Genomic DNA, 26,960 nt, shown 5'->3' with positions numbered 1-26,960 from the left:
CGACGCTGAAGGTCAATCGGCGAGTGGAAAGACCGCTGTCGCGAGGGGGGCGAGTTGAAGGATTGCGCTCGCATCCCCTGATACTCTCGTGCACGCGCCACGATCGATGGTTTGTTCGCTGCCCGTCAGGTTGACAATGTGAAGCCTTGCCCCTGTGGTGCCGTTAACGACAAACGCCAGGACCTCGGAGGGGGAGGAGGACAGGCACTCTTGCCAGGATGAACCAGCCAATGCAGACAGCGTCCGCACCGTATTGAACAGCGGGCGCCGGCCGCCTTCCTCGATCGGTTCAGTCGGACCGGCGATCAAACCAAACGGACCGGTCAACGCCGATAGCGTCAGGCATTCGAGATCGGCATCCAGCACGCGGATGGCGTAACCAAGGGCAAAGGCCTCCGCGAAACGTCCGTTATGGCGCGGGTCGCGGTTGGCCATGGGGATGCGTGCACCCGACGGATTATCCATCGTGCGGCTGCCATAGGGGTTCTGTCGCATTGCGATGGTCGATGGGCCGATCCGGTAGGGCTTCCGGCCGTAGATGGCCCGCACGGAACGGGTAATGAAAGGCAGGGCCTCCAATGTCTGCATGACGCTGAGATCGTCGGCCGCATGCACGATCGGGTTGGTGCAGTGGCTGATGAAGTCAAGCGGTCCCTCCGGTACCTGTTTGCGGTTGAGTTCCGTAAAATAGCTGAGCATGCCGCCGCCGAGGCGAATGCCTGAAAAGGCGGAGCGGGCTCCCGCGTAGACCTCTTCAAGAGGCGGGCAGTCCGGCCATTTGCTGCCGGGCGGCGTTGATTGCCGGTCGACCGAGGGCGAGATCATGATCGCATCCGGTTTGAATTCCGCCGACTCAACCTGCCGGGCAATCTTGGCCGCCTCGAAGGCAGGAGATTGCTTGCAGGCAAGTGCGATCTCCAGCGTCGAGCGTCCGCGGTGAATGGCGGCGATTGCGGCGAACCGGTTGAGCGCTTCGACGCCGTGTCCGGAACCGGGATCGAAATGGAAGAGGAGTTCCTGGGGCGCGATTTCCGATAGTATCGCCTTTGACGACAGCGTCGCATCGGCTTCCTCGGGTGTAATGATTAGACCGATTGCCGGCATCGTACCGGTCCGCAGCCCGAGGTTGAGTTTTATAATTTTGTCGAAGGCCGCAGCCGAGGGGTGTCGCGCGCGGCGGCCATCCCTGATGATGAGCGATGCTTTCTGCCGGACGGGCTGATTTTCCGGAATTGCATAAGGCCACGGAAGGGCGAGTGGCCTGACGTAAGTCTTGAATGACGCATCCGACCAGTTTCTCTGGTCTTCCATTTCAAAGGTGTCGCCCTCCATCCTGCATTCAGCCATGACGTCGGGCCTGACGTCATGGCTGATGGCGCGCATCTCCTTGAACGGTTGCCACGGCTCGATCAAATCAGGAAACCTTGTCGCGACGATCCTGCCGTCGACGTGCTCGATGGCAGCCCGCGTTCCGGCTATTCCAACGATCGGATGCAGGATACAGAAGCCGCAGCGGTTGGTCTCGAAGCCTGTTTCCGAGACAGCTTCGGCCTCGAAGTCGAGGCCGTCGGTGCTTCCAAGGATGCGAACGTCGATGACGAGAGTCGAGTTCTGCGGTCCGTCGCACAGTGCCCGGTAGCCGACCTCGAAATGATCGTCCTTCTGGCTGATCTTGAGGTCGGAGATCTCCGGGCTGTAGGTGCCCCAGTCACGGTCGCGCACAAGGTAGGAGACTGCTCTCAGCACCTCGGTTCCGTCATAGCGAATGGTGCGGAGGCTGCCATTGGCAAGATCGGCCTCCAGTTTTCCGGCACGCAGTCGGACCGGCTTCGGTTCGACGAAATGCGTGCCGTAGAGCAGAAATGGATCGACAGTCATTGCAGCATCGCTCCGACATCGATCGTCTGACCCTTCGCCGCGCTTTCATAGGCTCCCTCGACGAGTGCGAATGTCCTTAAATTGTCGGCGCCGGAGGTCGAGTGTTCCATGCCGCGCTTCAACTGGTCGACCCAGTGCTGCTGGATCGCGTACACGCTCTCCTGAATGTTATGCCAGGGCCGTGACGCCCAGGGCAGCAGCTTCGGAGACACGTTCGTGGTGGTGGTGCCCTCAGCATTGGTCACTTTGAGGCCGTAACCTTGGGTGAGCCGGATTGTGCCTTCGGAGCCATCAAGCTCGACCAACGTCTCGGGGAACGGTTCGGTCAAGAGTCTCGTGGCATAGCTGACGTCGACGACCGATGTGGCGCCGTTTTTGTGGTCAAGCAGGATAGTCGCGACGTCCTCGCCCTTGATTTTGGGGTTGACCCGCTTCGTGCGGGCCGTGACTGCCGAGACGTCGCCGAGGATGTAACGCGCAATGTCGAGTACATGGATGCCGAGGTCCTCGATGATGAATCTCTCACCTTCTGCCAGATACGGCTGTCCCGAGAAGACGTCATAGCCGGAGCGAAAGGAGAAACGTCCCCAGAAGGGCGTGCCGATTGCGCCCACCTCCAGCGCCTTTCGAACCGCCTGGATCGGCGTCTGCCAGCGGAAATTCTCGTGCACCATCAGCGCTACGCCGGCATTGCGGCACGTCTCGACCATGATCTTTGCGTCTGACAGCGTCTTGGCAAATGGCTTCTGGCAGATGGCCGGCACCTTGTGCCGGGCCGCCATTTCCACCAGGGCGCGATGGCTCTCTACCGTCGTGGCAATATCGACGAAATCGAAACCGCCGTCTGCAAACAGTGCTTCGGCATCGCGGTAGCGACGATCGATGCCGAACTGATCTCCGACGACCTTCAACCTTGCCGGATCGCGGTCACAGATCGCGACGATCCTGGCTCCTTCGACATCGTTCCATGCGTGCATCTGGTTGATCGCGAAAAAGCCGCAGCCGATCAATGCACCTTGCAATTCGGTCATTTCAACCCGCCTTTGCCATCTGCATGAGGGTAACGCGTTGCTGCAGTCGACGCTGGGCCTGATCGACAACCACGGCAATGATAATCACCAGTCCCTTGATGACCATCTGCCAGAAGGACGAGACGCCCATCATGACCAGCCCGTCCGACAGGATGCCTATGACGAAGGCGCCAATAATCGTTCCGCCGATCGTCCCGCGGCCGCCCGACATCGATGTTCCGCCAAGAACCGCCGCAGCGATCGCGTTGAGTTCGAAGCTCTCACCAGTCGCCGGGTGCGAGGCCATGAGTTCCGATGAGATGACGACGCCGACGATGGCCGCGCAAAGGCCGGAGAACATATAGACGAAGATCTTTACGAGATCGACGCGGATCCCCGACATGCGCGCTGCGCGCTCGTTGCCACCGACGGCGAAGATATGACGCCCGATCGGCGTCGAGCGCGCGACATAAGCTGCAAGCAAGGCGAGCGCGATGAGGATCCAGATCGATACCGGCAAGCCGAGCACCCGACCTGCGCCAAAGAAGTCGAAGCCGGTCGTGGCATAATCAGGCCGGCCGACGAGGTTCGGAAAGGTCTGACCGTCTGAGGAAAGCAGCGCGAGACCGCGGGCGATATACAGGGTGCCGAGCGTCGCAATGAACGGGGCAACGTTGAGCTTCGTGATGAGCAGCCCGTTGATCAGCCCGATTGCGAGACCAATCGAGAGCGTGATCAATACGATCTCGAACAGGTTGAAATAGATGGTGTAGCCGATTGGCAGCTCGATCCCGTAAAGGATCAAACCGCCGGCGACCATGCCGCAAAGCCCGACGATCGATCCGACCGACAGGTCGATGCCGCCGGTGATGATGACGAACGTCATGCCCATCGCCAGGAAGGCATTGAGCGCGACGTGTTTTGACATCAGGATCATGTTCGCAGTCGAGGTGAAGTTCGGTGCGAAGATCGCGAAGAAGACGATGACGGCGAAGAGCGCGATGAAGGTTCTGAGCTTCATCAGCGTCAGAAGGAAAGAGCCGTTCGCGCTCGCCGGCGATGAGGTGGATGAAGTAGCGGCCGTCATGAGGCGAGTTTCCCTTGATGTCCATGTCCCTTGGCCGAAGCCTGGACAATGGCTTCTTCCTTTGCCTCACTGCGATCGAAAACGGCCACCAGTTGGCCGTTGCTCAACACCGCGATGCGATCGGAAAGCGCCATGACCTCTTCGAGGTCAGAAGTCGAAAACAGAATGGCGAGCCCGTTTGCCGCCAGCCGGCGCATGGTGCGGAAGACATCGGCCTTGGCGCCTACATCGATGCCGCGGCTTGGCTCGTCCATCAAAAGCACTTTTGGGTTGGTCATCAGCGCCTTGCCGATGACCACCTTTTGCTGGTTGCCGCCCGACATCGAGGTCACTTCGAAATCCGGGTTGGGCGCCTTGATCGAGAGGTCCCGGATCGCATCGCGAATGGCGTTCTTCTCGGCGCCGCTGTCGATGTGGAAGAGGCGGGTAAAGCGACCAAGGCTTGCCAAGGTCAGGTTGGAGGCGATGGAGAGCACCTGGACCAGTCCCTCCCGCTGCCGGTCTTCCGGAATGAGCGCAAGGCCGCGGCGGATGCGCCTGGTGGTATCGCGGGCGCGTACTTCCTTGCCTTCGATGAAGATCTTGCCCGTAGAGTGCAGGTGACGTCCGATCACGCATTCGAAGAATTCGCTGCGCCCGGCGCCCATGAGACCATAGATGCCGAGAATTTCACCCGCTTTGACCGATAGCGAGACGTTGTCGACCGCAAGTCCGCCCGTCGGTCGCGGCAGGCTGATGTTTTCGGCGCGGAACACCTCGTCTCCGACGGCGTGATCTGCCGACTTTGCGAAATCCTTGGCATCAGAGCCGATCATGGAGCGCACGATCCAGCGTGTATCGATATCGCGAACCATCGCCTGGCCGGTGATCTGGCCGTCGCGCAGGACAGTGATGTAATCGCCGATGCGCATCAGCTCTTCAAGCCGGTGTGAAATGTAGATGATCGCCACCCCTTGAGCCTTCAACTCGGCAATCACCTTAAAGAGGACTTCAACTTCGGCGGCCGAGAGGGCAGAGGTTGGTTCATCCATGATCAGGATGCGGGCATTCAGCGACATCGCCTTGGCGATTTCGACGAGCTGCTGCTGGCCAATCGGCAGATCCTCGACCATCGCTTCGGCCTCGATTCCGGCATCCAGACGCTTCAGAAATTCATTGGCTTTCGCGGCCTGTGCCTTGTGGTCGATGCCGAATAGGCCGCGTGTGATCTCGCGAGTGGCGAAGATGTTCTCCGCGACCGACATGTTGGCGAAGAGATTGAGCTCTTGAAAGATCATGCCGATTCCGTAGGCTTGCGCATCGGCCGGGCTGGCGAACGAGACCGGCTCACCATCCAGGATGATGCGGCCGAGTGTGGGGCGCTCGACGCCTGCGATAATCTTCATCAGCGTCGATTTGCCCGCGCCGTTTTCGCCGACCAGGACGTTAACGGCACCTTGGTGCAGCTCGAGATTGGCGCGCTTGACCGCGACGATGCCGGAATAGACCTTCGACACGTCGTCGAGGCGCAGGATAATGTCGTCCTTCGGTGTGGCGGTCGCCGTCATGATGCCACCGTCAGTTGGCAAGGCGTAACAAGTGGAAGCTGTCCGCTGTTTGGCAGAGGGAAGGCCCCGATGACGGTCACTGTCTTGCCGGCTAGGCCGTCGCGTGGGATAGCGGACAGGAAGGCGGTATTGGCCTTCTCGTTGAACGCCTTGCCAAACTGCGCCCACTCGATCTGGTTCTTGAATTCGTTGAAATTGACGAAGTCGAGGGTGTCGCGCAACGCCGTGCCGCGCAGAGCCGGCCCGATCTGGACCTTTGCATCGGCTTTTCCGTCGCCATCGGCGTCGACATCGAGCGTTGCTGCACGCGATGCCGTGTCGGCCGCAATGACCTTGCCGGTGAATTTCACCGCATAGGTCCACGGCGAGCTGCTCTGCTTGCGCGGGTTGCCATACCTCCCTCCCGCCTGGTCTGGGCTGGAGGTGGCCAGCTGCAAGACTTCTTTCAGTTCGCCTGCGCGCTTCTCGAAATAGGGTACGACCTGGGGCTGCCAGATCGCCTCGACCCTTGCATTCGGATCGAAGGCGGTCTTGGCCGCTGCCGCCGCCTTTTCCTCTGCGGTCGGTGTCTTGATGATCTTGCAACCGGGCAAGGCCGCCGCCACGACTGCAGCGAGCAGAGCGCCCTTCATTCTCAACATGCAATGAACCTCGACATACAATATGCACTGCAGAGGGCGCAGTGCTGCGCCCTCTGCAAGACTCGGTGCGGTTAGTTCGTGAGCGCGAAGGTCTCGAGCTTGTCAGCATTGTCTGCGTTAACGAGAACGCAGTCCATGAGCTGCTTTTCTTCTTTGGGTGTCGTCCTGTTCTTGATGTAGGCGTCTGCCTGTTCGACGGCCAATTGCGCCTGGGCATAGGCCGGCTGCAGGACGGTCGCCTTGATGCCGCCGGATTTGATGGAGTCGCGGACATCGTTGGAACCGTCAAAGCCGACGACGATCACGTCCTTGCGACCGGCAGCCTGGAGGGCTGCGATCGCCCCCATGGCCATCGTGTCGTTGCCCGAAATCACGCCGTTGATGTCGGGATTGGCCTGGAGGATTGTCTCCATCTTCGAATAGGCTTCCGTCTGGCTCCAGTTCGCCGACTGCTTGGCGACAAGTTTCAGGTCCGGATAGTCGTCGATAACGTCATGGTATCCCTGGGAGCGGATGCCGGCATTGGTGTCGGACTCCTTGCCCACCAGCTCGACATAATTTCCCTTTTCACCCATCAACTTGACGAACTCCTGCGCACCAAGCTGGGCACCCTGGTAGTTGTTGGAAACGATCTGGGCAACGGCGACGCCCGTCGCATTGATTTCGCGGTCAATCAGGAAAGAGGGGATGCCCGCATCCTTGGCCTTCTTGACGGCCGCGACAGAGGCGTCTGCACCGGCATTATCGAGGATGATGGCCTTGGCACCCCTTCCGATTGCGGTGTCGATCATTTCGGACTGCTTGTTGGCGTCATCGTCATGCGTCATGACGAGGGCTTCGTAGCCAAGTTCCTTTGCCTTGGCCTCAGCACCGACGGCTTCGGCCTTGAAGAAGGGATTATCATGGGCCGGCGTGATGATGGCGATAAGGTCGGCCGAATATGCCGGAATGGCCGTTGCGAGCGCCATTGCGCCGGCGAAGGCCGCAATTGTCAATTTACGTGTCAGTCTCATTTTCTCCTCCCGGGTGTGAATGTGAATAGCGCGCCCCGTCTCCCTTGGGGCGGTTGAGGGGAGGCGTTGCCTCCCCAGGCCAGTATCAGGTGATACGCCGGATGCTTTCGGCGATCTCCTGTGGTTCGAAAACCTTCTTCCAATCTTCGCGCATCAGCGCAGGAATGCCGAACTCGATCGCCTTGTTGCAGGCATCTGAAAACACGCCGTCAACTTCCTTGAAGATGACCGCGCCAAGCACGTTCATATGGCCGAGCAGGAAGTCGCGGGCAGCTTCTTCGGGCACGCCGCGCGCGACGCATTCGTCCATGGCCTGTCGCATGACGACGAGGAGCGATGCGCAGACGGTTTCGGACAAGCCAGGTTCGAGCATTGCAAGTTGGTCGACTGTAACCCGGTGCGAGCGCATGACGGGCGCCCAGATGACCTTGGCGATCTCCTCGCCGAGCGCGTATGCGCTTTCTGGTCCTTGCATCAGCGCCGAAACAATGTGCTGCTTGGCGAATAACCCCCCGAAATGGTCCTTCTTCGCCTGCATCTCCGTCTCGTCATTGAATATTGGCGGATGGCAGGGATGGGTAACAAAATAGGTGAGATCGTCGCGCTTTGGCAGATGACCGGCAAAGGGAGCCGCAGCGTCCAGGGCCATGACCATGGTTCCGGGCTTGAGCTTGTCGACGATGCCTGCCGCGACTTTTCCGATCGCCGAGTCCGGCACGGCAAGGATGACCACTTGCGCGCCATCAAGGGCGGCATCAACCGGCATGCATTCGAGGTTGAGGTCATTCTTCAGTCGGACTTTGCCGGCGTCGCTAACCTCAACATGGCGCACATCGAAACGTGAACCCTTGAGGTTCTTGGCAAGCCGATATCCCATTTTTCCGCCTGCGCCGAATAGGGCAATTCTAGTCATGTTTCCCTCACCTTCTTCTCAGTCCGATAGGACCATATACTGGTATAATGAGTCAATCACCATATCATCAATAAAGTATCACGATGCGTGGTTTTCTTCGTCGAGCCGATTAATTGGCGGTCCTTCAGCCTAAGGACGGCCAGAAGTATCGAAGCCCGACGTTTTATCCGCCCCACCAAAATGCTCGCGCTGGAACTCCTTCCACATCATTGGCAAGACTTCGCCCGACCACGCGCCGGATGCGAATACAAGTTCACGGTCCGCATCGGCAAGGCGGTTCGCGAAGGCGAGCGCTTCGTCTACGATCTTGTTCATCTTGAAGCTGGTGCGGACCCGGAAGCTTATCTCAGTTCTTCCTTCCATCGCGGATCTGCGCGAAATAGCCGTCGGATCCAACCTGGCCGCCCTTAAGAGCGATCTGCAGGCCATTCGTCGGCCCATAGCTGCCATGCGCGAGGCAAAGCGGAGAACCCGGTGTGTGGGGAAGCGGAAGTAGCGTCGTCAGAGCATCGATCTTCAACTGCCTGAGTGCATGACTGGAGGTATCGCCACCGGCAATGACGGCACGTGAAAGCCCTTCGCTCTCGATCAAACGGCGCAAGACCGAGCCGAGCACATTTCCGAGCTTGTGACGAGCGCCCGCGACCATGTCGATGTGGACGCCAACGTCTGCCGACGGGCCAAGGGCGGTATAGAAAATGACGCTCTTTCCCTGCTTCAGCTTTCGGGTGCCGGACTGTACCGCCTCATCCGCACAGCGTTCGCTATCCTCCGACACCAGTGCAAGAGGGTCGATTGCAATGGTTTCAAAGCCGTCATGGACCGCATTTCGGATTTGACGCTCGGTCGTCGGAGATACGCTGCCGGAGACGACGGCGAGGCGGTCGACCGGGCCCACATCGGCAAACTCGATGCTGCCTTGGCCGATAACGCCGTTTTGCCGCCAGGCACTGAGAAGCGCGTATTCGACCCCCGACGAGCCGGCAACGAAACTTGAGGATTTGCTGGTCAGACGGAGTAGCTGTTTACCTGCAGCCACCTGCGTCGCCTCGGATTCGACATCGATGAGCACAATCCCTTCTGAATTCGACGCGAGTTCGTCAATACGCGCGTCGGCGTTTGCCGATGTGAGTGCAACAAGATCGGCGACGGCAACGGGAAGGCGGGTCTGCTTTGCCAGGTGGGCGGCAAGGTCGGCCTCATCCATCGGAGTTACCGGATGACAGCGCATCACCGGGTGCCGGTCGATGCGATAGATATGGCCCTGGTAGGCGGCAAAAAGGTTGCCGAAGGCGGTATAACGCTTCAATTGCGGCGCACCAACGATGACAGGCACAATGGGCTGAGCGAAGGTCGTCCGGCCGATTTCGATCGCCTTGCCGATGCTGCCGATCTCAGCACTGGAATCGAAGGTCGAGCAGACCTTGTAGTGGCATATCTCGGCGCCCAGCGACTTCAGCCATTCGAAAGCGGGCGTCAGGTGCTGTTGCATCCATGCGGTTGTCTCGCTGCGACTTGTTCCCGCAATACCGATCGCCTGGCAACCCTTGAAGCGGGCGAGAATATCGGCCGTAGGGATGTCGAGAAAGAGCGCAGTCGCTATGCCGTTCGACGCCAAGGCCTCCATGACATCGGTGGAGCCGGTAAAGTCATCGCCGTAGTAGCTGATGAGAAGCTTGTCCATCGCGATCAGGCGCCTTTTCCGTCGCTGAACTTTGCAATGGAAGCCGCAAGCTCGGGATGATCTTTTGCGTAGGCCTCCAATGGTATGTCGGCGACTGCGGCCTGCCAGGCCTGCTGTACCGCCCGAACGCCGGCTGCCGGTCCGCCGGGATGACTGACGATGCCGCCGCCGCAAAGGTAGAGAAGGTCGGTGGTACGGCCGGTTCGTTGGTAGGTCTCCGGCGCCTGTCCTCCCCACTGACCGGATCCAGCAACCGGAAGCGGGCAGTCGGAGGCGTCGAAGAGGGGCGTGGTGACGGCCTTGAACGATGCGATGAAGCTTTCGTCCGGTTCCCAGTATTTTACCCGGATGCCGTTGATCTGGAACTGGTCGACGCCGAGCAGTCGCCAAAACTGCTGGTAGACCTTGAAGTCCATGCCGGCGCCCGGGTCGCGCGTCAGGACGTCCCAACCGTTGCGATGCGCATGCAGCACCAGATTGGAACGCTTTCGAAGAAAACTCATGCCGCCGAAGCCGATCGAGTTGATGTTGACGACGGCGCAGTTGCCGCCGGCCTTGGCGACGATGTCGTGGTTGCGCATCATTTCGTCGGGGTCGGCATGCGAGATGCCGAACGCATACATGACCTTCTTGCCGGTCTTCTGTTCATGGTCCAGAATACGCGGCATGATCGCCGCGACACGCTCCTTGAGTGGCGAATAGGCCGGGCTCATCAGCTTCTCGTCATCCTTGATGAAGTCGACGCCGGATTTGATGAGTTCGCCGACAAGCTCCGCCGTTTCCAGCGGCCGCAGGCCAAGGGCCGGCTTGACGATCGTTCCGATGATCGGACGGGCCTCTACCCCGGTCAGGCGGCGACTTCCGGGAATGCCGAACTGCGGTCCAGGATGGGCACCCCTGAAGGCGTCCGGCAGTTTCATGTCGACGATGCGAATGCCGGTCATGCCCTTGATGGAATAGACGCCGCTAATCGCGATGGTCATCAGCGCCGAAAGATCTGTGCCGATCGCGTCCAGCGGAAAGGCGATGTCGACCTCGGCGCGGTGGAGCAGAGTGCCGGGCCCAACCTCCGGCCATGTTGGGCGGCCTGCATCGCCGAGGCGGCGGATCGCCAGAACTCGGGCGGCGACACGCGATTTCAGCTCCTCGGTTTCACCCGGAACGGGCACGAAGGTTCCGGTCGACTGGTCGCTTGCGATCTTGTCCGCCATTGATTCGACGCTCCCAGGCGTCTCGATGCGGTAGGTGAGCGTAATCATCATGGCGGGCGGTTTGCTCCTGTCGCCACGAAAGTTTGGCATGGCGTCAACTTATGATCTGGTATAATCAGTATTCCAATCGATGAAAAGTGGAATCTTTCAATACGCGAATTTCGGGCTGAGCTTTGTTCTCGGCATGGAAGATGGTAGGAGGAGACATTTTGAGCCAGCGAGATCTTATGACACATCCCATCGAACAAATCGTCCGCCGGAAACTGTCCGACGAAGTGTTTGATCGACTCGAGCGGATGATTACGTCAGGCGAACTACAGCCTGGGGATGAAATGCCGTCCGAACGCGTTCTCATGGAGCGCTTTGGCGTTGGTCGTCCTGCAATCCGCGAAGCGATGCAGTCACTTGCCAATAAGGGGCTCGTGAACATTTCCCATGGTGAACGAGCCAAGGTACTGCAACTGACGGCGCAATCAATCTTCCGTCAGGTCGATTTGACAGCGAAGATCATGCTGTCCCAGTCGGCCGATTCTCTGGAGCATCTGAAGAGCGCCCGAATTTTCTTCGAACGGGGCATGGCGCGGGAGGCCGCTCAACGTACCAAGCAGAGCGACGTCGACGCGCTTCGCGACATTATCGACCGCCAGCGCCGCGCGTTGGGACACGCAGAAGAGTTCATTGCCGCGGATATGCATTTTCATACGCGCATCGCTCAGATTTCCGGCAATCCGATATTCGTCGCAGTGAGTGAGGCAATGCTCGCATGGCTGAAGGAATATCACACCGAAATGCTCATCTGGACCGGCAAGGAAAAGCTTACACTGGTCGAGCACGAGGAAATTCTTGAGCGGCTTGCCGCAAACGACGCCGATGGTGCCGAGGCAGCGGTTCTGAAGCATCTCGAACGCTCGCGGGCCCTCTACACGAAGTAGTTCACTCACGTGGCTCCATCACTATGGTCTGCGAGGCCTTGCGGATGAAGTTTCGCTCGAGCCGCCAATCGGCAGCAGTCGCTTGCTCATGCTCTCTTGGGAATGCTTTCGGCAAATGCCTGGAACAAGGCTTGCCCATTCGGCCAGTCCTCAAGCCCACTGCGGCCGTTGATATGGCCGAGTGCTCCGACCTCGACAATGTGGCTGCCCCATTCGGCCGCCCGCATGCGGGCATGTTCAATCTTGCCATAAGGATCGTCGGAACTTGCAATGACGAGAGAGGGGAAACGGAGCCTGCCTTCCGGTGGGTTGGTGAAATCGGCAGCCTCCGCTGGAAAGGCATCGGACTGCGGATCGGGAACCGCCACAAGGAAGGCGCCTGCTACGGGAAGAGAAGAAACGCGCTGCCAATGGACGACCAGAAGGCACGCCAGGCTGTGCGCCACCAGCAGCGGCGCATTTTTCGTGGCGGCGACGGTTCGCTCCAGCGCCGCGGCCCAGTCCGGTAAATCCGGCCTATCCCAGCTCCTCGGTTGAAAACGGATCGCTCGGGGATTTGTCCGCTCCCAATGCGTTTGCCAATGTGTCTCCCCTGATCCTCCAATACCGGGCAGAATGATGATGTCGGCCATGATTTCTCCTTTCACGTCGGGAAGATGGCGTCTTCCATCTGTCTCTGGAATAGGCAATCATCGGAAAACACATCCGATTTCCGATGAACTAACGGTCAAAGCATGCCACCTGCCCAAAACGGACGCTTCCTGCTCGATCCGACCGATATCGCCATCATTGAAGCATTGCAGGAGGACGGACGGATTGCGATTTCGGAACTTGGGCGCAAGATTGGATTGTCTCAACCGGCGACGTCGGAGAGGGTAAAGCGGCTGGAAGAACGTGGCATCATCGCTGGGTACGGAGCACGTATCGATGCCGCCCGGCTAGGATTGGGAATGATGGCGGTCGTACGCCTTCGTACGACGCACGAGCACATCCGCGCATGTTTGAAGCAATTTTCCGAAATGCCACATATTATAGAAGTGCTGCGGCTGACGGGAGAGGACTGCTTTTTCTTGAAGGTTCTGGTCCCGTCACCGGGAGACCTCGCAACGATTGTGGATTCGATCGCGCGGTTCGGAGCGGTCACAACGTCCCTCGTTTTGCGCGACGAGCCGCCGAAATTCATCGGGCGCACACTGATCCAGCAGGTTTAGGAATTCCAGCACAAAGCCGATCAGGCGTATTTCGCGAGTGCAAAAAAACGAACGCAACGTCGACCAAGAAGAGGTACGCCCGTGCATCAACCGATGCCGACAGAGAAAGGGATTACGCAGTTCCTTGCAATCTGTGACAGCTTCTATCCCGCTGATGCGGTGGCTGCTCCCATTTCCCAGCAAAGGCAATGGTACGATGCTCTTTGTGTGGGTTTCGACCAGCCCCTGCCGGAGGGCCTGACGACTGAGGATGCCCGCGTTCTCGACCGGATTGCGATACGGCATTATCGGCCGAAGGCGATCAGGACAGAGACCGTCCTGCTTTATCTGCATGGCGGCGGCTTTGTGGTGGGATCGCTTGAGAGCCATCATGCGATCTGCGCAGAGATTGCCGATTTTGCCGGTGCCGAGCTAATTTCGGTCGATTATCGCCTTGCGCCCGAATATCGATGGCCGGCGCAAACGGATGATTGTTTCGAGGTGTTGAAACACCTGCTCGTCTCAGACAGGCAGGTCGTGCTGATCGGCGACAGTGCTGGCGGCAATCTCGCCGCTGGATTGGCGATCAGGGCGCAGCAGCAGCGATTGCTCGGCATTGCCGGCCAGGTGCTGATCTATCCGACGCTTGGTGGAGACCTTGTATCCGGTTCCTTCATTGAAATGGAAAATGCACCGGGGCTGAGAACGTCGGACGTCGCCTATTACCGCGCAAGCCTGAAGGCTCCGCCAGGCGATCCCGTCGCCGAACCCCTTGCCGCCGCCTCATTTGCGGAGCTGCCGCCCGCCTTCATCACCGTCGCTCATTTCGATCCGCTGCGCGACGATGGCCGCCACTACGCGGCCAAGCTTGCAATGGCCGGTGTGGAGGTCTGGTTCCGCGAAGAGCCGCAATTGGTACACGCCTGGCTAAGAGCGCGTCATATGAGCGATGGAGCCCGCATCGGCTTTCGGGCAGTGTGCGAGGCCGCCAGCCGCTTTGCTGCAGCATGACATTACATCAGGTCCCGCGGGATCTGCTTTTCTGCGAAGATCTTTTCGAAGACCTGAGCCTCGCCTTCATAGGCCGTGACAACGGCGCTGATCATCCAACTCGTCTTAGTGCAGGAGATCCTGGCCGTCGACACGGTGCGGATCGACCAGCCGGGGCGCTGCATGTCGCATGTCCATGTGGAAGTGCCGGTCATCGAGAGAGGATCGTCGGGCGCGATCGACCAGACTTCTTGCCTCAGCTGCCGTGTCGAAAGCCCAGTCTCGGGATGCTCGAAAAGACCGGTGTCCTCATGGATCTGATAATGGGTAAAATTGCCGGACAGATCACGGACGACCTGTCTTTTCGTGGCAGCAGGAGCGTGCTCGATATACTTCGGCAGTGGATCAGGATCCTCAGGCGCCTTCATCTCGATCTGTTGATGGTCGCCGAGTTTGGGAAGCGCAAGGCCGATCGAAGCTGTATCGATGCTCACGCCAGCGTCTTCCGGAGGCGGCAGTATCAGCGGCCAATAGGCAGTCGAGAGTGAAAGGCGGATGCGGTGACCGCGGCCGACGCGATAGCCCAAGGCATCAAGGACGACGCGCACCGTGGTCGGTTCTCCCGTCTTCAGCGGTTCCGGCTCGGCATTGCCGTCACGATGAGCAAGGTTGAGCACGCCGAACGAGATGCGTGTCGCTGTCCCATCGGGATGAACATCGACCAGACGCACGCAAAGATTGGCGGTCGCCGCCTCTGAGCGAAGAGACAGAGTAACTTCCGGCCGGCCGAGATAGTCATGGTCTTCGGCAATCGGCACGGTCTCGAAAACGAGTGACCCCGCATCGTCGCCGCGCTGGTCGAGAGCCATCTCCGCATCCGGCTTCAGCGTGAAATATTCGCCTGACGCAGTGCCGGTATCGAGCGGTGAACGGAGATGGAGGCGATGCTCCGGCGCCTGGGGGATCGGCATCCCCTCAGTCAGCCGGCCGAACTGCTCGACATAAAAACACTGCATCTTTGGCGGCTCCCAGACATCCTTGGCGATCCAGAAGCCAGGGTCGAAATCGCGGCGCGGCGCCGGCCGGATGGCGTCGAGGATATAGGCGCGCACCTGCGGCAGCGCATCGGCGCCGTTTTTGTCGCCACGCAGCCAGCGGTTCCACCAGGCGATTGCCTCCCCGTGAAAGTCGGCGCGTGGCTTTGGCCAGGCGAAATGCGGGTATTTGTGAACCCAGGGCCCGATGAGCGCCTTCGCCTTGCCGCCCAGACCTTCCACCGCCATCAGCGGCGTATTGCGGTAGCCATCGGCCCAACCGGCGATGACCAGTGCGGGAATGTCGACGCGGGAAAAATCTTCCGAGATCGAGCCATGACGCCAGAAGTCATCCTTGCGCTGATGCTTGAGCCACTCGTCCATGAAGAAGGGTTCGCGCTTAAGGCGCTGCAGCCACATTTCCTTCCAGCGGTCGCCGACGATTGCAGGATCCGGCGGGCGCGATTGATAACCGAGCATGGTTGCCGCCCAGGAAAGCTGAGCCGAAAGATGGCATCCGTTTTTGTAATGTATGTCATCGTTAAAACGATCGACCGTCGAAGCGATGGAGATGATCGCTTTAAGAGCCGGCGGGCGAAGGGCTGCGACCTGGAGACTGTTGAAACCGCCCCAGGAGATACCCATCATGCCGACAGAACCATTCGACCATGGCTGAGCAGCGATCCAAGCGATCAGTTCGCAGGCGTTGGCGAGTTCGAGCTCAGTATATTCGCCGTCGATGACATCGTCGGATTCGCCTGACCCTCTGATGTCGACGCGTACCCCAGCAATCCCCGCAGCGGCGAAGACGGGATAGGTCGATTCATCACGAAGGCTGGTTCCGTCGCGCTTGCGGTAAGGCAGGAACTCGAAGACTGCCGGAACGGGATCGGCCACCGCGTCGTCAGGCATCCAGATGCGCGCGGCAAGCTGCGTGCCGTCCTTGAGGGCGATCCAATGGTTTTCGATGGTCGTGAAGCCGCGTTCGGTCATGGTGTCCTGGTCAGCAAATGCGGGGGAATGGTGAACCTAGAAGAACAACCCGCCCCCCTGAATTCAGTTGCCGGCGCTCTCCATCCTGCGTGTGGTGAGCACCCGCTCAAGCCAGCCGATTTCCATCTCGGGTACGGATTTGAGCAAGAGATCGGTATAGTCGTCGAATGGCGGGGAGAGCACCTTGGATTTTGGTCCGAAGCGGACGAGCTTGCCGCGATGCATCACTGCAACGCTGTCGGCGATCGCCCGCACGATGGCGATATCGTGGGTGATGAAGATGTAGGAAAGCTGCGTATCTTCCTGCAGCCGCAGAAGAAGGTTCAAGATGCCTTCTGCGACCAGCGGATCGAGCGCTGAAGTGGGCTCGTCACAGAGTATGAGTTGCGGTTTTGCGGCAAGTGCCCGCGCAATGGCGACACGTTGCTTCTGCCCCCCTGAAAGCTCTGCCGGGTAGCGATCGATGAAGCCGCTGCCCATCTCGATCTGCTCGAGCAGTTCCTTGACCCGAGCGGTCTTGGCTGCCCCGCGCAGGCCGTAATAGAACGCTAGTGGCCGGCCGATGATGTCGCGCACGGTCTGGCGCGGGTTCATCGCCGTGTCGGCCATCTGGTAGATCAGCTGGATGCGCCTCAGGTCGTCATGCGAGCGACTTTTGACATTCGGCGTCAAAGCATTGCCGTTGAAATACACCTTGCCCTCGCTTGGCGGCAGAAGACCGGTGATGACGCGCGCAAGCGTCGACTTTCCGGAACCGGATTCGCCGACGACGGCAAGCGTCTGGCCCCTTGGAACATGCAGCGAGACATCGTGCAGTACCTTGAAGCCGTTGGAATATTCAGCGCTGACATGGTCGACCTTCAAGAGCGTATCTGACTGGTCGGGTGCTTCTTCTCGAACAGCCTGCCGCACATTGACGAGGGCACGCGTATACTCTTGCCGCGGCGCCTCGATGATCTGCTGCACGCTGCCATACTCGACCTGCTTTCCATGGCGCAGCACCATGATGTCGTCGGAAATCTGAGCAACCACGGCGAGGTCGTGGGTGATATAGAGTGCTGCCGTGCGGGTCTTTTCGATCGCATGCTTGATAGCGGCAAGGACATCGATCTGGGTCGTGACGTCGAGCGCTGTCGTCGGCTCGTCAAAGACGATGAGTTCGGGATTGGGGCAGAGCGCCATGGCCGTCATGGCGCGCTGCAGCTGGCCGCCGGAGACCTGATGGGGAAAGCGATCCCCAAAGGTCTGCGGGTTCGGCAGGCCAAGCACCCGAAACAGGTACATTGCCCTTTCCTTCGCTTCCTCTTTGGTCACGAGCCCATGTTTCACCGCGGCCTCGATCACCTGATCGCCAAGCCGGTGTGCGGGATTGAAAGCGGCCGCCGCCGACTGTGCGACATAGCAGACACGCGCTCCGCGGATCCGGCGGATACCGTCCGTGTTGAGTGCAAGAATATTCTGGCCGTCGAGACGAACCTCGCCGCCTGTAATTTCTGCACCGCCTCGACCATAGGCCAGGGCAGAAAGCCCGATCGTCGATTTGCCCGCGCCGGATTCGCCGATGAGGCCAAGAACCTTGCCCCTTTTCAGGTCGAAGGACACGTCATCGACGATCGTCACGCGCTTCGGCGGCTCGCCGGGGGGATAGCTGGTCGCTTCGATTTTCAGATTGCGGACGCAAAGAAGCTCAGGCATCGCCGCGCCCTCCCTTGAGGCTGGACGTACGTTTCAACAGCCAGTCCACGACGAGATTGACGCAGACGGCAAGGGCCGCGATCGCCGAACCGGGAACAAGGGCTGCAGATATTCCGAAGATGATGCCGTCCTTGTTATCCTTGACCATGCCGCCCCAATCGGCCGCTGGCGGTTGAATGCCGAGACCGAGGAAAGAAAGCGTCGACAAGAACAGGATCGAGAAGGCGAAACGCAAGCCAAATTCGGCAAGCAGTGGTGTCAGCGTATTTGGCAGGATCTCGCGGAAGATGATCCAGGTCTTGCCTTCGCCACGCAGTTTCGCGGCTTCGACGAAGTCCATGACGGCGACATCAAGCGCGACCGCCCGACCGAGCCGGTAAACGCGGGTGGAATCGAGAATCGCCATCACGACAATCAGCACGATCAGGTTCTGTGGCAACACGGCGAGAACGACGAGCGCGAAGATCAGCGTCGGGATCGACATCATCAGATCGTTGAATCGTGAGAAGACCATATCGATCCATCCGCGCGAGACGGCCGCTGTGAAGCTCAAGATGATGCCGAGCGAAAAGGAGATGATCGTCGCGGCAAGGGCGACAAACAGCGTCGTGCGGGCGCCAAAGATCAGACGTGAGAGGATGTCACGTCCGAGGTTGTCGAGCCCAAAGAAATACTGGCCATCGGCTATCTGCCAGACGTTGCCGACCACTTCCGTTTCGCCATAGGGGGCGAGCAAGGGCGCAAAGATCGCGCAGATGAAGGCGGCGGCAATGCCGAACATACCGATCCAGGCCGTGATGGGAACATTTCGCAATCTCATCGCGGGTGCCTCAGTCGCGGATTGGCGATGATGGCGAGGATGTCGGCCACCATGTTCAGGAAGATATAGACGGCAGCGAAGATGAGGCCGCAGGCCTGCACGACCGGCATGTCGCGAACCGTGACAGCGTCGACCATATACTGACCCATGCCGGGATAGACGAAGACGACCTCGACAACCACGACGCCAACGACGAGATAGGCAAGATTGAGCGCCACGACATTGATGATCGGCGCCAGCGCGTTGGGGGCTGCGTGCTTGACGATTGATCGGAAGGCACCGAGCCCCTTGAGCTCGGCAGTTTCCATATAGGCTGAAGACATAACGGAAAGGATGGCAGCGCGCGTCATTCGCATCATATGGGCCAGAACGACGAGAACGAGGGTCGCCGTGGGCAGGGCGATCGCCTTAAGTCGGTCGACGAGGCCCATGCTTTCATAGACGGTCGCCGGAAAGGTCGCGACGCCGAATTTGACGGCGAAGAAAAGGATAAGGAGATAGCCGATGAAGAATTCAGGCAGCGAAATCGCCGCCAGCGAGATGATGTTTATGATCTTGTCCGGCAGACGGTTGCGGAAATGGACGGCGAGCATACCGAGACCGACGGCAAGCGGTACCGAGATGACGGCAGCGAAGCCTGCAAGGAAGAGTGAATTGCCAAGCCGCTTGCCGATCTGCTCGCCGACGGAATTTTTACTGGCCCACGACGAGCCGAAGTCACCCCGCAAGGCATCCCCGAGCCACTCGAAATAGCGCGTCGTTACCGGACGGTTCAGCCCGAGTTCCTGACGGATATTGGCGACGGCTTGAGGGGTTGCGGACTGGCCGAGATAGGTTGTCGCGAAATCGCCGGGCAGTGCTTCCAGGCCTCCGAAGATCACGACGGAGACGGCAAAGAGCAGGATGATGCTGAGCACGAAGCGCTCGAGAATAAGGGCAAGCAGAGGAAAACGCTGCTTGAACCTCAGGCCGGGTAAGATGTGACCTGACGGAGGATTGGACATGGCGATGGCCTCGTGCTGAAACGTCGGGTGGACCGCGGGGTGCATTCCCACGGTCCTGGCTGCGTTAGAGATGAGGGGCGTTAACCCCTTCACGCGCTAGGCGTCCAGCCAGACGCGGGTCGCGACGTAACCGTTCGACATGTCGTTGCCGATATCGTGAACATAGCCCTTTACCTGCTTGGTGGAAGCATTCACGAAGTCGTTGAACATCGGCAGGATGAGCCCGCCTTCGTCACGCACCATCATCGCCATCGTCCGGTACATGTCCTTGCGCTTGGTCTCATCGAGTTCGGCGCGCGCCTGTAACAGCAGCTTGTCGAAATCCGCCCGCTTGAAGCGTGTGTCGTTCCAGTCAGCTGTCGACAGATAGGCGGTGGAATACATCTGGTCCTGCGTCGGCCGCCCGCCCCAATAAGACGTCGAGAAGGGCTGGACGTTCCAGACGTTGGTCCAATAACCGTCGCCGGGCTCGCGCTTGACCTCGATCTCGATGCCCGCCTTCTTGCAGCTTTCCTGATAGAGAACGGCCGCATCGACTCCACCGGGGAAGGCCACCTCGGAGGTGCGCAACAGAACAGAGCCGCTGTGACCGGACTTCTTGTAATGGAATGCCGCCTTGTCGGGATCATACGCACGTTGCTCGATGCCCTCGGGAAACAGCGCATAGGTATTGTTGATCGGGAAATCATTGCCGAGCTTGCCATAACCACCAAGGATCTTCTTGACCATGGCTTCTCGATCCATGGCGTATTTCAGGGCAAGGCGCAGGTCATTGTTGTCGAACGGCGCGGTATCGCAATGCATGATGAAGACGTAGTGGCCGCGGCCGGAGGTCGACAAAATCTCCACGTTCGGTGCGCGCTTCAAAAGATCGACCGTCTTCGGATCGACGCGATTGATGTAGTGTACCTGGCCGGATGACAGCGCTGCGATACGGGCGGTAGCATCATTCATGCCGATGATTTCGATAGAATCGACATAACCGCGGTCGGAACGCCAGTCGTCCTTGTTCTTCTCGAAAGTTGCGCGAACACCCGGCTCGAAGCTCGTCAGCCTGTAGGGGCCGGTGCCGATCGAGGCGAGCGGATCGTCATTGCCGCCATTTGGCTGGATCACCAGGTGATAGTCGGTGAGCAGCAGAGGCATATCGGCATTGCCTTCGCTCAGCGTCAATACGAGATTGCCGCCATCCGCCTTGATATCCTTGATCGATCCCAGCACGCCAAGGGCGCCGGATTCGGACTTGGCGTCCGTGTGGCGCTTCAGCGTCGCGACGACGTCGTCGATTGTCAATTCCTTGCCGTCGTGGAATTTGACGCCCTTGCGGATCTTGAAGGTCCAGGTCGCCGCATCCTTCGACGGCTCCCAGGATTCGGCAAGCGCAGGGACTGCAGCCCCCGTCAGCGGATCGGATTCAACCAGCATATCGCCCCAGCAGCGGCCGACGCAGAACATGAACTGCGACAGGAATTTTGCGGGATCCTTGGAATCGGTTGCCGCCCCACCTTCGAGGCCGAGCTTCAGATGACCGCCACGCTTCGGCTCCGCTGCATGTGCGCTTTCAGTAAAAAGCTTATCGGCAACAGCCAGCGTAATGCCTGCTGCCATGGCACGTCCGATGAATTCGCGGCGGCTCAGTCCACCGGAGGTTACGCGACTTGTGAGATATTTCGTATAGCGGTTCATTCCCCTGTTCCTTCTTCTTGATCCGTTGACAGAACTTTCGGGCAATTGGCGGCATGCGGTTTCCTCTTCCGCCTGCGCTGCCCGAGATCATGCGGGAAAATGGCGGTTGCCGCCGCCTCGTCACTTTCCTTTCCACATTGGGGTTCGCTTCTCCGCGAAAGCCCGCGCGCCTTCCAATTGGTCTTCGCTCGAATAGAGGGCATCGACTGTTGCAAGCTGCCGTTTCGTGATCTTGTTCATGGCAGTCTGAAACGTTGTTCCCTCCGCTTCGCGCACGATTTCCTTGATTGCGGCATAGACAAGCGGCGGTCCGCTTTCGAGTAGGCGGCCAAGTGCCCATGCACGGTCCATCAATTTGTCGGCCGCGACGACCTCGTTAACGAAGCCCCAGCGATGGGCCTCGTGGACATCGAGCCAGCGTCCCGTCAGGAGCATGTCCATTGCGATATGGTAGGGAATGCGCTTGGGAAGCTTGACGGAAGCTGCATCCGCAACCGTTCCCGAGCGGATTTCCGGCAGCGCGAAGGTCGCATGTTCAGCCGCGACGATCAGATCCGCCGAAAGGGCAATCTCCAGTCCGCCGCCGCAACAGATGCCGTTGACCGCACAGATGATCGGCTTGTTAAGATCGCGCAGTTCCTGGATCCCGCCGAAGCCTCCGATGCCGTAGTCGCCATCGACGGCATCGCCTGCCGCTGCCGCCTTGAGATCCCAGCCTGCGGAAAAGAATTTTTCGCCGGCTCCGGAAATGATTGCTACGCGCAGGGCTGAATCGTCTCGAAAATCGCGGAAAAGAACGCCCATCTCGCGGCTCGTTGCAAGATCGATGGCGTTCGCTTTCGGCCGGTCTATGATGACCTCGAAAATCCCGCCGTCGCGTCTCGTGCGAATGGAGCTGCTCAACTTCTGCTACCTCCTTCGCCGTATGAGGGCGTCGACCGCGACAGCGCCCTTGTTTTCAGGAAGAACCATCAATGGATTAATGTCCAGTTCCTCCAGACGCGCGGCATTCTTTACGACATAATCTGCCGCTGCTGCGACAGCGAAGACAACCGCTTCGAGGTCGCCTTTTGGCCGGCCACGATAGCCGTTGATCAATTTTCCGATCCTCAGGCGCGAAATCGTCTCCGTTATCGCCGTTCTGGTCGTTGGAAGTGACAAAATGGCGGAATCTTCAAGCAATTCCACTAAAATTCCGCCCGAACCGACTGTGAGTGTCAATCCGAAGACAGGATCGCGTATTGCTCCAATGATCAGCTCTGCGACGCTGTGCTCCACCATCTTTTCGACCAGGAATGCCTTGGTGCCGTTCATTGATGTGGCTGCGTCGAATACCGCCTTCGCGTCCTTTAAGTTGAGCGCCACCGCACCCGCCTCGGTCTTGTGCTCAATGGCGAGCCCCTTGAGCGCGACGGGATAGCCGAGCCCTTGCGAGCATTCCATCGCCTCTTGCGGAGAATTCGCAACGACACCGGCAGGGACGGGAACGCCAAAGGCCGAGAGCGCGGCCTTTGCATCGGCCTCATCCAACGTTTCGATCTCGCCTTCGACTTGCGGCACGTCGAGAAGGCATGGCTCTGGCGGAACGCTCCATTCCCGACCGATTCGGCTTGCGATCTCGGTTGCCGCAAGCATTTCGAAAATGCCGCAAAAAGGTATGACGCCCCTCGCCATCAGGCTGACGGCACGATCTTCAGGCATGTTCTCGGGAAGCGTCGCGACAACGCCTGCAAGTCCACCGGTGGAGGCTGAAGCGGCAACGATCGCATCGACCGTCGTCGTCCAGTCGGTAGCATCGCATCGGTCGGTCCGCGGGAAATCAAGCACGACGAGATTGAGCGCATAGCCGCCGTCAAACATTGCCGTAAAAGCGTCCGTCTGGCGACCGAGATCGCCCCACGCAAAGGTGTGGTAGTCCAAGGGATTGGAAAGGGTGACCATTTGGCCGAGCGCGAGGCGAAGGGGCGCCAGCTGCCAAGGCCGCAAGGGGCGAAATTCTAAGGCGCGACCGACGGCGGCATCCGCCATCAGCGACGCTTCGCCACCTGAACAGCTCATCGCGGAAATCGCATTGCCGGTAAGCGGTCCGGCGACATGCAGGAGTTTTAGCGTTTCCAGCAATTCCGGCAATGAGCCGACACGGCCGATCCCCAGACGGCCAAGAACGGCATCGGCGACCGCGTCGCTGCCGGAAAGCGAAGCGGTATGTGAAACCGTCGCTCGTTTCGCCTGCTCGGATTTCCCGACCTTTAGCGCGACGACCGGTTTTTTCAGCTCGCGTGCTCGGAGCGCGAGGTCCTGGAGCACCGGCAGATTTCCGAAACCCTCTACGTAAAGCCCGACTGCGGTGACGCGAGGGTCCTCGAGCAGCGCGTAGGCGACGTCTGAAAGTGACGTCTGCGCCTGGTTGCCGACCGTGACCAGATAGGCGATAGGCAGGCCGCGCGTCTGCATGGTCAGGTTGAGCGCGATATTTGAAGACTGGGTAAGAATTGCAACGCCGCGGTCGACACGTTGCATCCCATGCTGGTCGGGCCAGAGCAATGCGCCATCAAGACCGTTGATCAAACCATAGCAGTTCGGCCCGAGGATCGGCATGTCGCCCGCCGCGTCCAGCAGGCGCCTTTGAAGATCGGCACCGTCGGCCAATTCGCCGGCCGCCTCGCTAAAGCCCGACGCGTAACAGACCGCACCGCCTGCTCCTCTTGCAGCAAGATCTCTGACAACGTCGAGTGTCAGGATTCTGTTGACGCCGACGAAAGCGGCATCGGGCGCGGCGGGCAGTTCCAGGATCGAACGATAACAGCGCCGTCCATGAACCTCTTCGAGTTTCGGATGGACCGGCCAGACGTCTCCACCGAACCCCATTCGGTCGCACTGCTCGATAACCCGATGCGCCTCGCGACCGCCGAAGACAGCGATCGTTTGAGGTCTGAGCAGGCGGTCGAGCGAGCGCTGGGTCATCGTTTCATGCTCCGAATGGCCGCAGCAGCTCACGGCTGATGATGTGGCGCTGGATCTCGGAAGTGCCGTCCCAGATGCGCTCGACCCGCGCATCCCGCCAGAAACGGGCAATCGGCAGATCGTCCATCAGACCCATCCCGCCGAAGATCTGGATGGCCTCGTCCGTTACGCGCGCAAGCATTTCGGAAGCGTAGAGCTTTGCCGAGGCGATCTCGCGGTTGGCGCCAAAACCCTGATCGAGCCGCCAGGCTGCAGCAAGCGTCAGCCAATCGGCCGCATCGATCTCGGTGATCATGTCCGCGAGCTTGAAAGAAACGCCCTGATTGGCCCCGATCGGCTTGCCGAACTGCCTGCGCTCGGCAGCGTAGGGAAGGGCCATCTCGAAGACGCGCCGGGCCCGTCCGACGCAGGTGGCGGCAACGCTCAGTCGCGTTCCGTAGAGCCATTCATTGGCGATATCGAAACCGCGATGGATCCCGCCCAGCACCTGGCTCTCGGGAAGCCGGCAATCGGTGAAGTTCAAGATGCAATTGTGGTAGCCGCGGTGCGATATGGAATCATAACCCTTGAGGATCTCGAAGCCAGGCGTGCCGCGGTCGACGAGGAAGGCCGTAATTTTCTTCTTCGTTCCCTTCTGTGTCTCCTCCTCGCCGGTTGCGGCAAAGACGATGACGAAATCGGCGACGTCGGCATGCGAGATGAAATGCTTCGTGCCATTGAGAATGAAATCGCTCCCATGGCGGCGGGCCGCACACTTCATGCCGCGCATGTCCGAACCGGCATCCGGCTCGGTAATTGCAAGCGCGTCGATCCGGTCCCCGCGCACAGCCGGCAGCAGATACCGGTCCCGTTGGTCACCTTCGCAGGCCATGAGAATACCCGAGGGACGACCGAAGAAGACCGTCAGGGCCATCGAGCCGCGGCCAAGTTCCCGCTCCACCAGAGTAAAAGTGGTATGGTCGAGCCCGGCGCCGCCAACCTCTTCAGGAAAATTGCAGGCGTAAAAGCCGAGTTCGATACACTTTCGCCGGATCGCCTGGCCAAGTTCAGGCGCGACGATGCCGGTGCGCTCGACGGCGTTTTCGTGCGGATAGATTTCCGTTTCGACGAAGCCGCGGACCGTTTTGACGATCATCTCCTGTTCTTCGTTGAGAGCAAAGTTCATGACGTACCCCAACGCTTCTGACCGACGTGGCGGCCGGCTCCTTCAGGACGGGGGAGAGCGGCATGGGCAGCGGCGATGGACCCGGCTTTCTCAAGCACCCCAGCTGCGGCGGGTATCGCTTTGCCGGCCCTTGTGTCGACATGCACCAACATGTGCTCGGCGGTCGCAATCGCCTCGCCAGCCGCCGTGTCGTGGATCGTGTGGAACACCTGCAACCGCTTTTCATCGACGGAAAGCACCTGACAGGTTGCGTGGATCGCCTGACCGAGCTTGGCCTGTGCGAGATGGCGGATATGGGTCTCCACCGTATAATAGCTTTGCCCCGCCTCAACATAAGCGAGATCAACACCGATGAGGCGCAAGAGGGCATCCGAAGTGTCGCCGAAAACCTGCAGGTAACGGTGCTCGGTCATATGGCCATTATAGTCGACCCAGGCGGGGCTGACCGTGGTTTCGATCAGTCGCAGCGGTTGCGAGAGATCGGATGATGCCTTCGTCTTTCCGCCCGCTGCCCAAAGCGAGTGCTCGAACTCCTTAAGCAGCTTTCCAGCACCCCAGCCCTTGCCGTCATTGGACCCCTTCAGGGCCTGAAGGATACCGACGAGATTTTCGTCGCGAATTCGTTCGAGCTCACGAATGGAACGGCCAGCTGCCTGCTCATCGGACTGCTGGCCGATCTTTTCGACGAGCGCGTCGTCAAGATCGACGACATTGGTGAGCTTCGTCCAGGGCCATGCGAGGCACGGACCGAACTGTTGGAGGAAGTGGCGCATGCCAGCCTCGCCACCTGCAATCCGATAGGTCTCAAAGAGACCCATCTGTGCCCAGCGCAGGCCGAAGGAATAGCGGATCACGTCGTCAAGCGTCTCGACTGTGCAGATATCATCATGGATCAACCAGAGGGCTTCGCGCCACAGCGCCTCGAGAAGGCGGTCGCCGACAAAAGCCTCGATCTCCTTGGCGATGTGAACGCCCTTCATGCCAATCGGCGGCAATTTTTCCATCGCGGCCTTGATCGTCGCCATCGCCGTCTTCTCACCGCCGACGATCTCGACCAGCGGCAGGAGATAGACCGGATTATAGGGATGGGCGACGAAGAGGCGTTCCGGATACTGCATGTCCTGCTGAAGATCGGTCGGCAGCAGGCCCGACGTCGACGAGCCAATTAAGGCGTCCGGTCGCGCTGCCGCGTCGATCTGGGCTAAGACGCTACGCTTCAAGTCGAGCCGTTCGGGCACGCTTTCCTGGATCCAGTCGGCATCGACGACGGCTTCTTCCAAGCTGCCGCAGAAGGTCAACTTGCCGCGTTTTGGCAGCGGTGCGCCTGTCAGCATCGCATAGGCCCGTTCGGCATTGGCGAGGACCTCGCCGATGATGCGGCGCGCGTCAGGATGTGGATCGAAGACGTCAACGTCGATACCGGCGAGAAGGAAGCGAGCAATCCATCCGCCGCCGATGACGCCGCCGCCTATGCAGGCTGCCTTGTTGATCTTTATCATCCGG

23 protein-coding genes are annotated in these 26,960 nt (G+C 59.6%); 3 read left to right on the top strand and 20 right to left on the bottom strand.

Annotation, left to right across the window (positions count from 1 at the left end; translation table 11 throughout):
• Positions 1 to 12 precede the first annotated feature (12 nt).
• The 10 genes from apnL to oiaX all read right to left on the bottom strand — a co-directional run bounded on the left by apnL (position 13) and on the right by oiaX (position 11,035).
• Positions 13 to 1,878: a D-apionate lactonase gene (gene apnL / locus RGR602_RS32645; protein ID WP_040116063.1), complete on the bottom strand. Its 1,866-nt coding sequence runs from the start codon at positions 1,876 to 1,878 to the stop codon at positions 13 to 15.
• Positions 1,875 to 2,909, bottom strand: coding sequence for a Gfo/Idh/MocA family protein (locus tag RGR602_RS32640; RefSeq protein ID WP_040116062.1), 1,035 nt, complete (start codon positions 2,907 to 2,909; stop codon positions 1,875 to 1,877). The genes apnL and RGR602_RS32640 overlap by 4 nt, the downstream gene beginning before the upstream one ends.
• Position 2,910: 1 nt before the next feature.
• Positions 2,911 to 3,975, bottom strand: a complete 1,065-nt coding sequence (locus RGR602_RS32635; protein ID WP_040116061.1) for an ABC transporter permease — start codon at positions 3,973 to 3,975, stop codon at positions 2,911 to 2,913.
• The gene (locus tag RGR602_RS32630) at positions 3,972 to 5,522 is read right to left on the bottom strand and encodes a sugar ABC transporter ATP-binding protein (protein ID WP_040116060.1); all 1,551 of its coding nucleotides are present in this window, start codon (positions 5,520 to 5,522) and stop codon (positions 3,972 to 3,974) included. Before RGR602_RS32630 ends, RGR602_RS32635 begins: the two co-directional genes overlap by 4 nt.
• On the bottom strand, positions 5,519 to 6,163 hold the full coding sequence (locus tag RGR602_RS32625) for a DUF2291 family protein (protein WP_040116059.1): 645 nt from the start codon (positions 6,161 to 6,163) through the stop codon (positions 5,519 to 5,521). Before RGR602_RS32625 ends, RGR602_RS32630 begins: the two co-directional genes overlap by 4 nt.
• Before the next feature lie 71 nt (positions 6,164 to 6,234).
• Complete coding sequence (locus tag RGR602_RS32620) at positions 6,235 to 7,176, bottom strand: D-ribose ABC transporter substrate-binding protein (protein ID WP_040116058.1); 942 nt, start codon at positions 7,174 to 7,176, stop codon at positions 6,235 to 6,237.
• Positions 7,177 to 7,261: 85 nt separating this feature from the next.
• On the bottom strand, positions 7,262 to 8,089 hold the full coding sequence (locus RGR602_RS32615) for a phosphogluconate dehydrogenase C-terminal domain-containing protein (protein ID WP_040116057.1): 828 nt from the start codon (positions 8,087 to 8,089) through the stop codon (positions 7,262 to 7,264).
• 129 nt (positions 8,090 to 8,218) lie between these two features.
• Positions 8,219 to 8,452 carry a hypothetical protein gene (locus tag RGR602_RS32610; protein WP_040116056.1) on the bottom strand — a complete coding sequence of 78 codons (234 nt, stop codon included), beginning with the start codon at positions 8,450 to 8,452 and terminating at the stop codon, positions 8,219 to 8,221.
• A complete protein-coding gene (locus tag RGR602_RS32605) occupies positions 8,436 to 9,773 on the bottom strand; it encodes a four-carbon acid sugar kinase family protein (protein WP_040116055.1) in 1,338 nt (445 codons plus the stop codon). Before RGR602_RS32605 ends, RGR602_RS32610 begins: the two co-directional genes overlap by 17 nt.
• A 5-nt stretch (positions 9,774 to 9,778) precedes the next feature.
• Positions 9,779 to 11,035, bottom strand: coding sequence for a 3-oxo-isoapionate-4-phosphate decarboxylase OiaX (gene oiaX / locus RGR602_RS32600; RefSeq protein ID WP_040116054.1), 1,257 nt, complete (start codon positions 11,033 to 11,035; stop codon positions 9,779 to 9,781).
• A 176-nt stretch (positions 11,036 to 11,211) separates the two neighbouring features.
• On the opposite strand from oiaX, the gene RGR602_RS32595 reads away from it, so the two are divergent.
• Positions 11,212 to 11,916, top strand: coding sequence for a transcriptional regulator NanR (locus tag RGR602_RS32595; protein WP_040116053.1), 705 nt, complete (start codon positions 11,212 to 11,214; stop codon positions 11,914 to 11,916).
• An 86-nt stretch (positions 11,917 to 12,002) separates the two neighbouring features.
• On the opposite strand, the gene RGR602_RS32590 is transcribed toward RGR602_RS32595, so the two are convergent.
• The gene (locus tag RGR602_RS32590; RefSeq protein ID WP_040116052.1) at positions 12,003 to 12,548 is read right to left on the bottom strand and encodes an RBBP9/YdeN family alpha/beta hydrolase; all 546 of its coding nucleotides are present in this window, start codon (positions 12,546 to 12,548) and stop codon (positions 12,003 to 12,005) included.
• 102 nt (positions 12,549 to 12,650) lie between these two features.
• Here RGR602_RS32590 and RGR602_RS32585 point away from each other — a divergent pair, with 102 nt between their 5' ends.
• Together RGR602_RS32585 and RGR602_RS32580 are read left to right on the top strand one after the other, a co-directional pair.
• The gene (locus tag RGR602_RS32585; RefSeq protein WP_040116051.1) at positions 12,651 to 13,127 is read left to right on the top strand and encodes an Lrp/AsnC family transcriptional regulator; all 477 of its coding nucleotides are present in this window, start codon (positions 12,651 to 12,653) and stop codon (positions 13,125 to 13,127) included.
• A 93-nt stretch (positions 13,128 to 13,220) separates the two neighbouring features.
• Positions 13,221 to 14,117, top strand: coding sequence for an alpha/beta hydrolase (locus tag RGR602_RS32580; protein WP_040116050.1), 897 nt, complete (start codon positions 13,221 to 13,223; stop codon positions 14,115 to 14,117).
• Positions 14,118 to 14,119: 2 nt separating this feature from the next.
• On the opposite strand, the gene RGR602_RS32575 is transcribed toward RGR602_RS32580, so the two are convergent.
• From RGR602_RS32575 to RGR602_RS32535, 9 genes are all read right to left on the bottom strand, one after another.
• Positions 14,120 to 16,123, bottom strand: a complete 2,004-nt coding sequence (locus RGR602_RS32575) for a CocE/NonD family hydrolase (RefSeq protein ID WP_040116049.1) — start codon at positions 16,121 to 16,123, stop codon at positions 14,120 to 14,122.
• A gap of 63 nt (positions 16,124 to 16,186) precedes the next feature.
• The gene (locus RGR602_RS32570; RefSeq protein WP_040116048.1) at positions 16,187 to 17,818 is read right to left on the bottom strand and encodes an ABC transporter ATP-binding protein; all 1,632 of its coding nucleotides are present in this window, start codon (positions 17,816 to 17,818) and stop codon (positions 16,187 to 16,189) included.
• Complete coding sequence (locus RGR602_RS32565; RefSeq protein ID WP_040116047.1) at positions 17,811 to 18,638, bottom strand: ABC transporter permease; 828 nt, start codon at positions 18,636 to 18,638, stop codon at positions 17,811 to 17,813. Before RGR602_RS32565 ends, RGR602_RS32570 begins: the two co-directional genes overlap by 8 nt.
• On the bottom strand, positions 18,635 to 19,642 hold the full coding sequence (locus tag RGR602_RS32560; protein ID WP_040116688.1) for an ABC transporter permease: 1,008 nt from the start codon (positions 19,640 to 19,642) through the stop codon (positions 18,635 to 18,637). The genes RGR602_RS32565 and RGR602_RS32560 overlap by 4 nt, the downstream gene beginning before the upstream one ends.
• A 96-nt stretch (positions 19,643 to 19,738) precedes the next feature.
• Positions 19,739 to 21,328, bottom strand: coding sequence for an ABC transporter substrate-binding protein (locus RGR602_RS32555; RefSeq protein ID WP_040116046.1), 1,590 nt, complete (start codon positions 21,326 to 21,328; stop codon positions 19,739 to 19,741).
• A gap of 120 nt (positions 21,329 to 21,448) precedes the next feature.
• Positions 21,449 to 22,231, bottom strand: a complete 783-nt coding sequence (locus tag RGR602_RS32550; protein WP_040116045.1) for a carnitinyl-CoA dehydratase — start codon at positions 22,229 to 22,231, stop codon at positions 21,449 to 21,451.
• Positions 22,232 to 22,237: 6 nt separating this feature from the next.
• A complete protein-coding gene (locus RGR602_RS32545; protein WP_040116044.1) occupies positions 22,238 to 24,292 on the bottom strand; it encodes an acetate--CoA ligase family protein in 2,055 nt (684 codons plus the stop codon).
• A 4-nt stretch (positions 24,293 to 24,296) separates the two neighbouring features.
• The gene (locus tag RGR602_RS32540) at positions 24,297 to 25,457 is read right to left on the bottom strand and encodes an acyl-CoA dehydrogenase family protein (protein WP_040116043.1); all 1,161 of its coding nucleotides are present in this window, start codon (positions 25,455 to 25,457) and stop codon (positions 24,297 to 24,299) included.
• Positions 25,454 to 26,956 (bottom strand): carnitine 3-dehydrogenase, encoded by a 1,503-nt coding sequence (locus tag RGR602_RS32535; protein WP_040116042.1) that lies wholly within the window; start codon positions 26,954 to 26,956, stop codon positions 25,454 to 25,456. Before RGR602_RS32535 ends, RGR602_RS32540 begins: the two co-directional genes overlap by 4 nt.
• Positions 26,957 to 26,960 lie beyond the last annotated feature (4 nt).

Source organism: Rhizobium gallicum bv. gallicum R602sp (assembly GCF_000816845.1).
Taxonomy (GTDB): Bacteria; Pseudomonadota; Alphaproteobacteria; order Rhizobiales; family Rhizobiaceae; genus Rhizobium; species Rhizobium gallicum.
The sequence above is the reverse complement of the archived record's forward strand: the minus strand, read 5'-3'. Positions and strand labels throughout refer to the sequence as shown.

Coding starts and splice junctions, on each gene's coding strand:
- apnL (WP_040116063.1), bottom strand. CDS start 1,878: ATGACTGTCGATCCATTTCTGCTCTACGGCACGCATTTCGTCGAACCG.
- RGR602_RS32640 (WP_040116062.1), bottom strand. CDS start 2,909: ATGACCGAATTGCAAGGTGCATTGATCGGCTGCGGCTTTTTCGCGATC.
- RGR602_RS32635 (WP_040116061.1), bottom strand. CDS start 3,975: ATGACGGCCGCTACTTCATCCACCTCATCGCCGGCGAGCGCGAACGGC.
- RGR602_RS32630 (WP_040116060.1), bottom strand. CDS start 5,522: ATGACGGCGACCGCCACACCGAAGGACGACATTATCCTGCGCCTCGAC.
- RGR602_RS32625 (WP_040116059.1), bottom strand. CDS start 6,163: ATGTTGAGAATGAAGGGCGCTCTGCTCGCTGCAGTCGTGGCGGCGGCC.
- RGR602_RS32620 (WP_040116058.1), bottom strand. CDS start 7,176: ATGAGACTGACACGTAAATTGACAATTGCGGCCTTCGCCGGCGCAATG.
- RGR602_RS32615 (WP_040116057.1), bottom strand. CDS start 8,089: ATGACTAGAATTGCCCTATTCGGCGCAGGCGGAAAAATGGGATATCGG.
- RGR602_RS32610 (WP_040116056.1), bottom strand. CDS start 8,452: ATGGAAGGAAGAACTGAGATAAGCTTCCGGGTCCGCACCAGCTTCAAG.
- RGR602_RS32605 (WP_040116055.1), bottom strand. CDS start 9,773: ATGGACAAGCTTCTCATCAGCTACTACGGCGATGACTTTACCGGCTCC.
- oiaX (WP_040116054.1), bottom strand. CDS start 11,035: ATGATGATTACGCTCACCTACCGCATCGAGACGCCTGGGAGCGTCGAA.
- RGR602_RS32595 (WP_040116053.1), top strand. CDS start 11,212: ATGACACATCCCATCGAACAAATCGTCCGCCGGAAACTGTCCGACGAA.
- RGR602_RS32590 (WP_040116052.1), bottom strand. CDS start 12,548: ATGGCCGACATCATCATTCTGCCCGGTATTGGAGGATCAGGGGAGACA.
- RGR602_RS32585 (WP_040116051.1), top strand. CDS start 12,651: ATGCCACCTGCCCAAAACGGACGCTTCCTGCTCGATCCGACCGATATC.
- RGR602_RS32580 (WP_040116050.1), top strand. CDS start 13,221: ATGCCGACAGAGAAAGGGATTACGCAGTTCCTTGCAATCTGTGACAGC.
- RGR602_RS32575 (WP_040116049.1), bottom strand. CDS start 16,123: ATGACCGAACGCGGCTTCACGACCATCGAAAACCATTGGATCGCCCTC.
- RGR602_RS32570 (WP_040116048.1), bottom strand. CDS start 17,818: ATGCCTGAGCTTCTTTGCGTCCGCAATCTGAAAATCGAAGCGACCAGC.
- RGR602_RS32565 (WP_040116047.1), bottom strand. CDS start 18,638: ATGAGATTGCGAAATGTTCCCATCACGGCCTGGATCGGTATGTTCGGC.
- RGR602_RS32560 (WP_040116688.1), bottom strand. CDS start 19,642: ATGTCCAATCCTCCGTCAGGTCACATCTTACCCGGCCTGAGGTTCAAG.
- RGR602_RS32555 (WP_040116046.1), bottom strand. CDS start 21,328: ATGAACCGCTATACGAAATATCTCACAAGTCGCGTAACCTCCGGTGGA.
- RGR602_RS32545 (WP_040116044.1), bottom strand. CDS start 24,292: ATGACCCAGCGCTCGCTCGACCGCCTGCTCAGACCTCAAACGATCGCT.
- RGR602_RS32540 (WP_040116043.1), bottom strand. CDS start 25,457: ATGAACTTTGCTCTCAACGAAGAACAGGAGATGATCGTCAAAACGGTC.
- RGR602_RS32535 (WP_040116042.1), bottom strand. CDS start 26,956: ATGATAAAGATCAACAAGGCAGCCTGCATAGGCGGCGGCGTCATCGGC.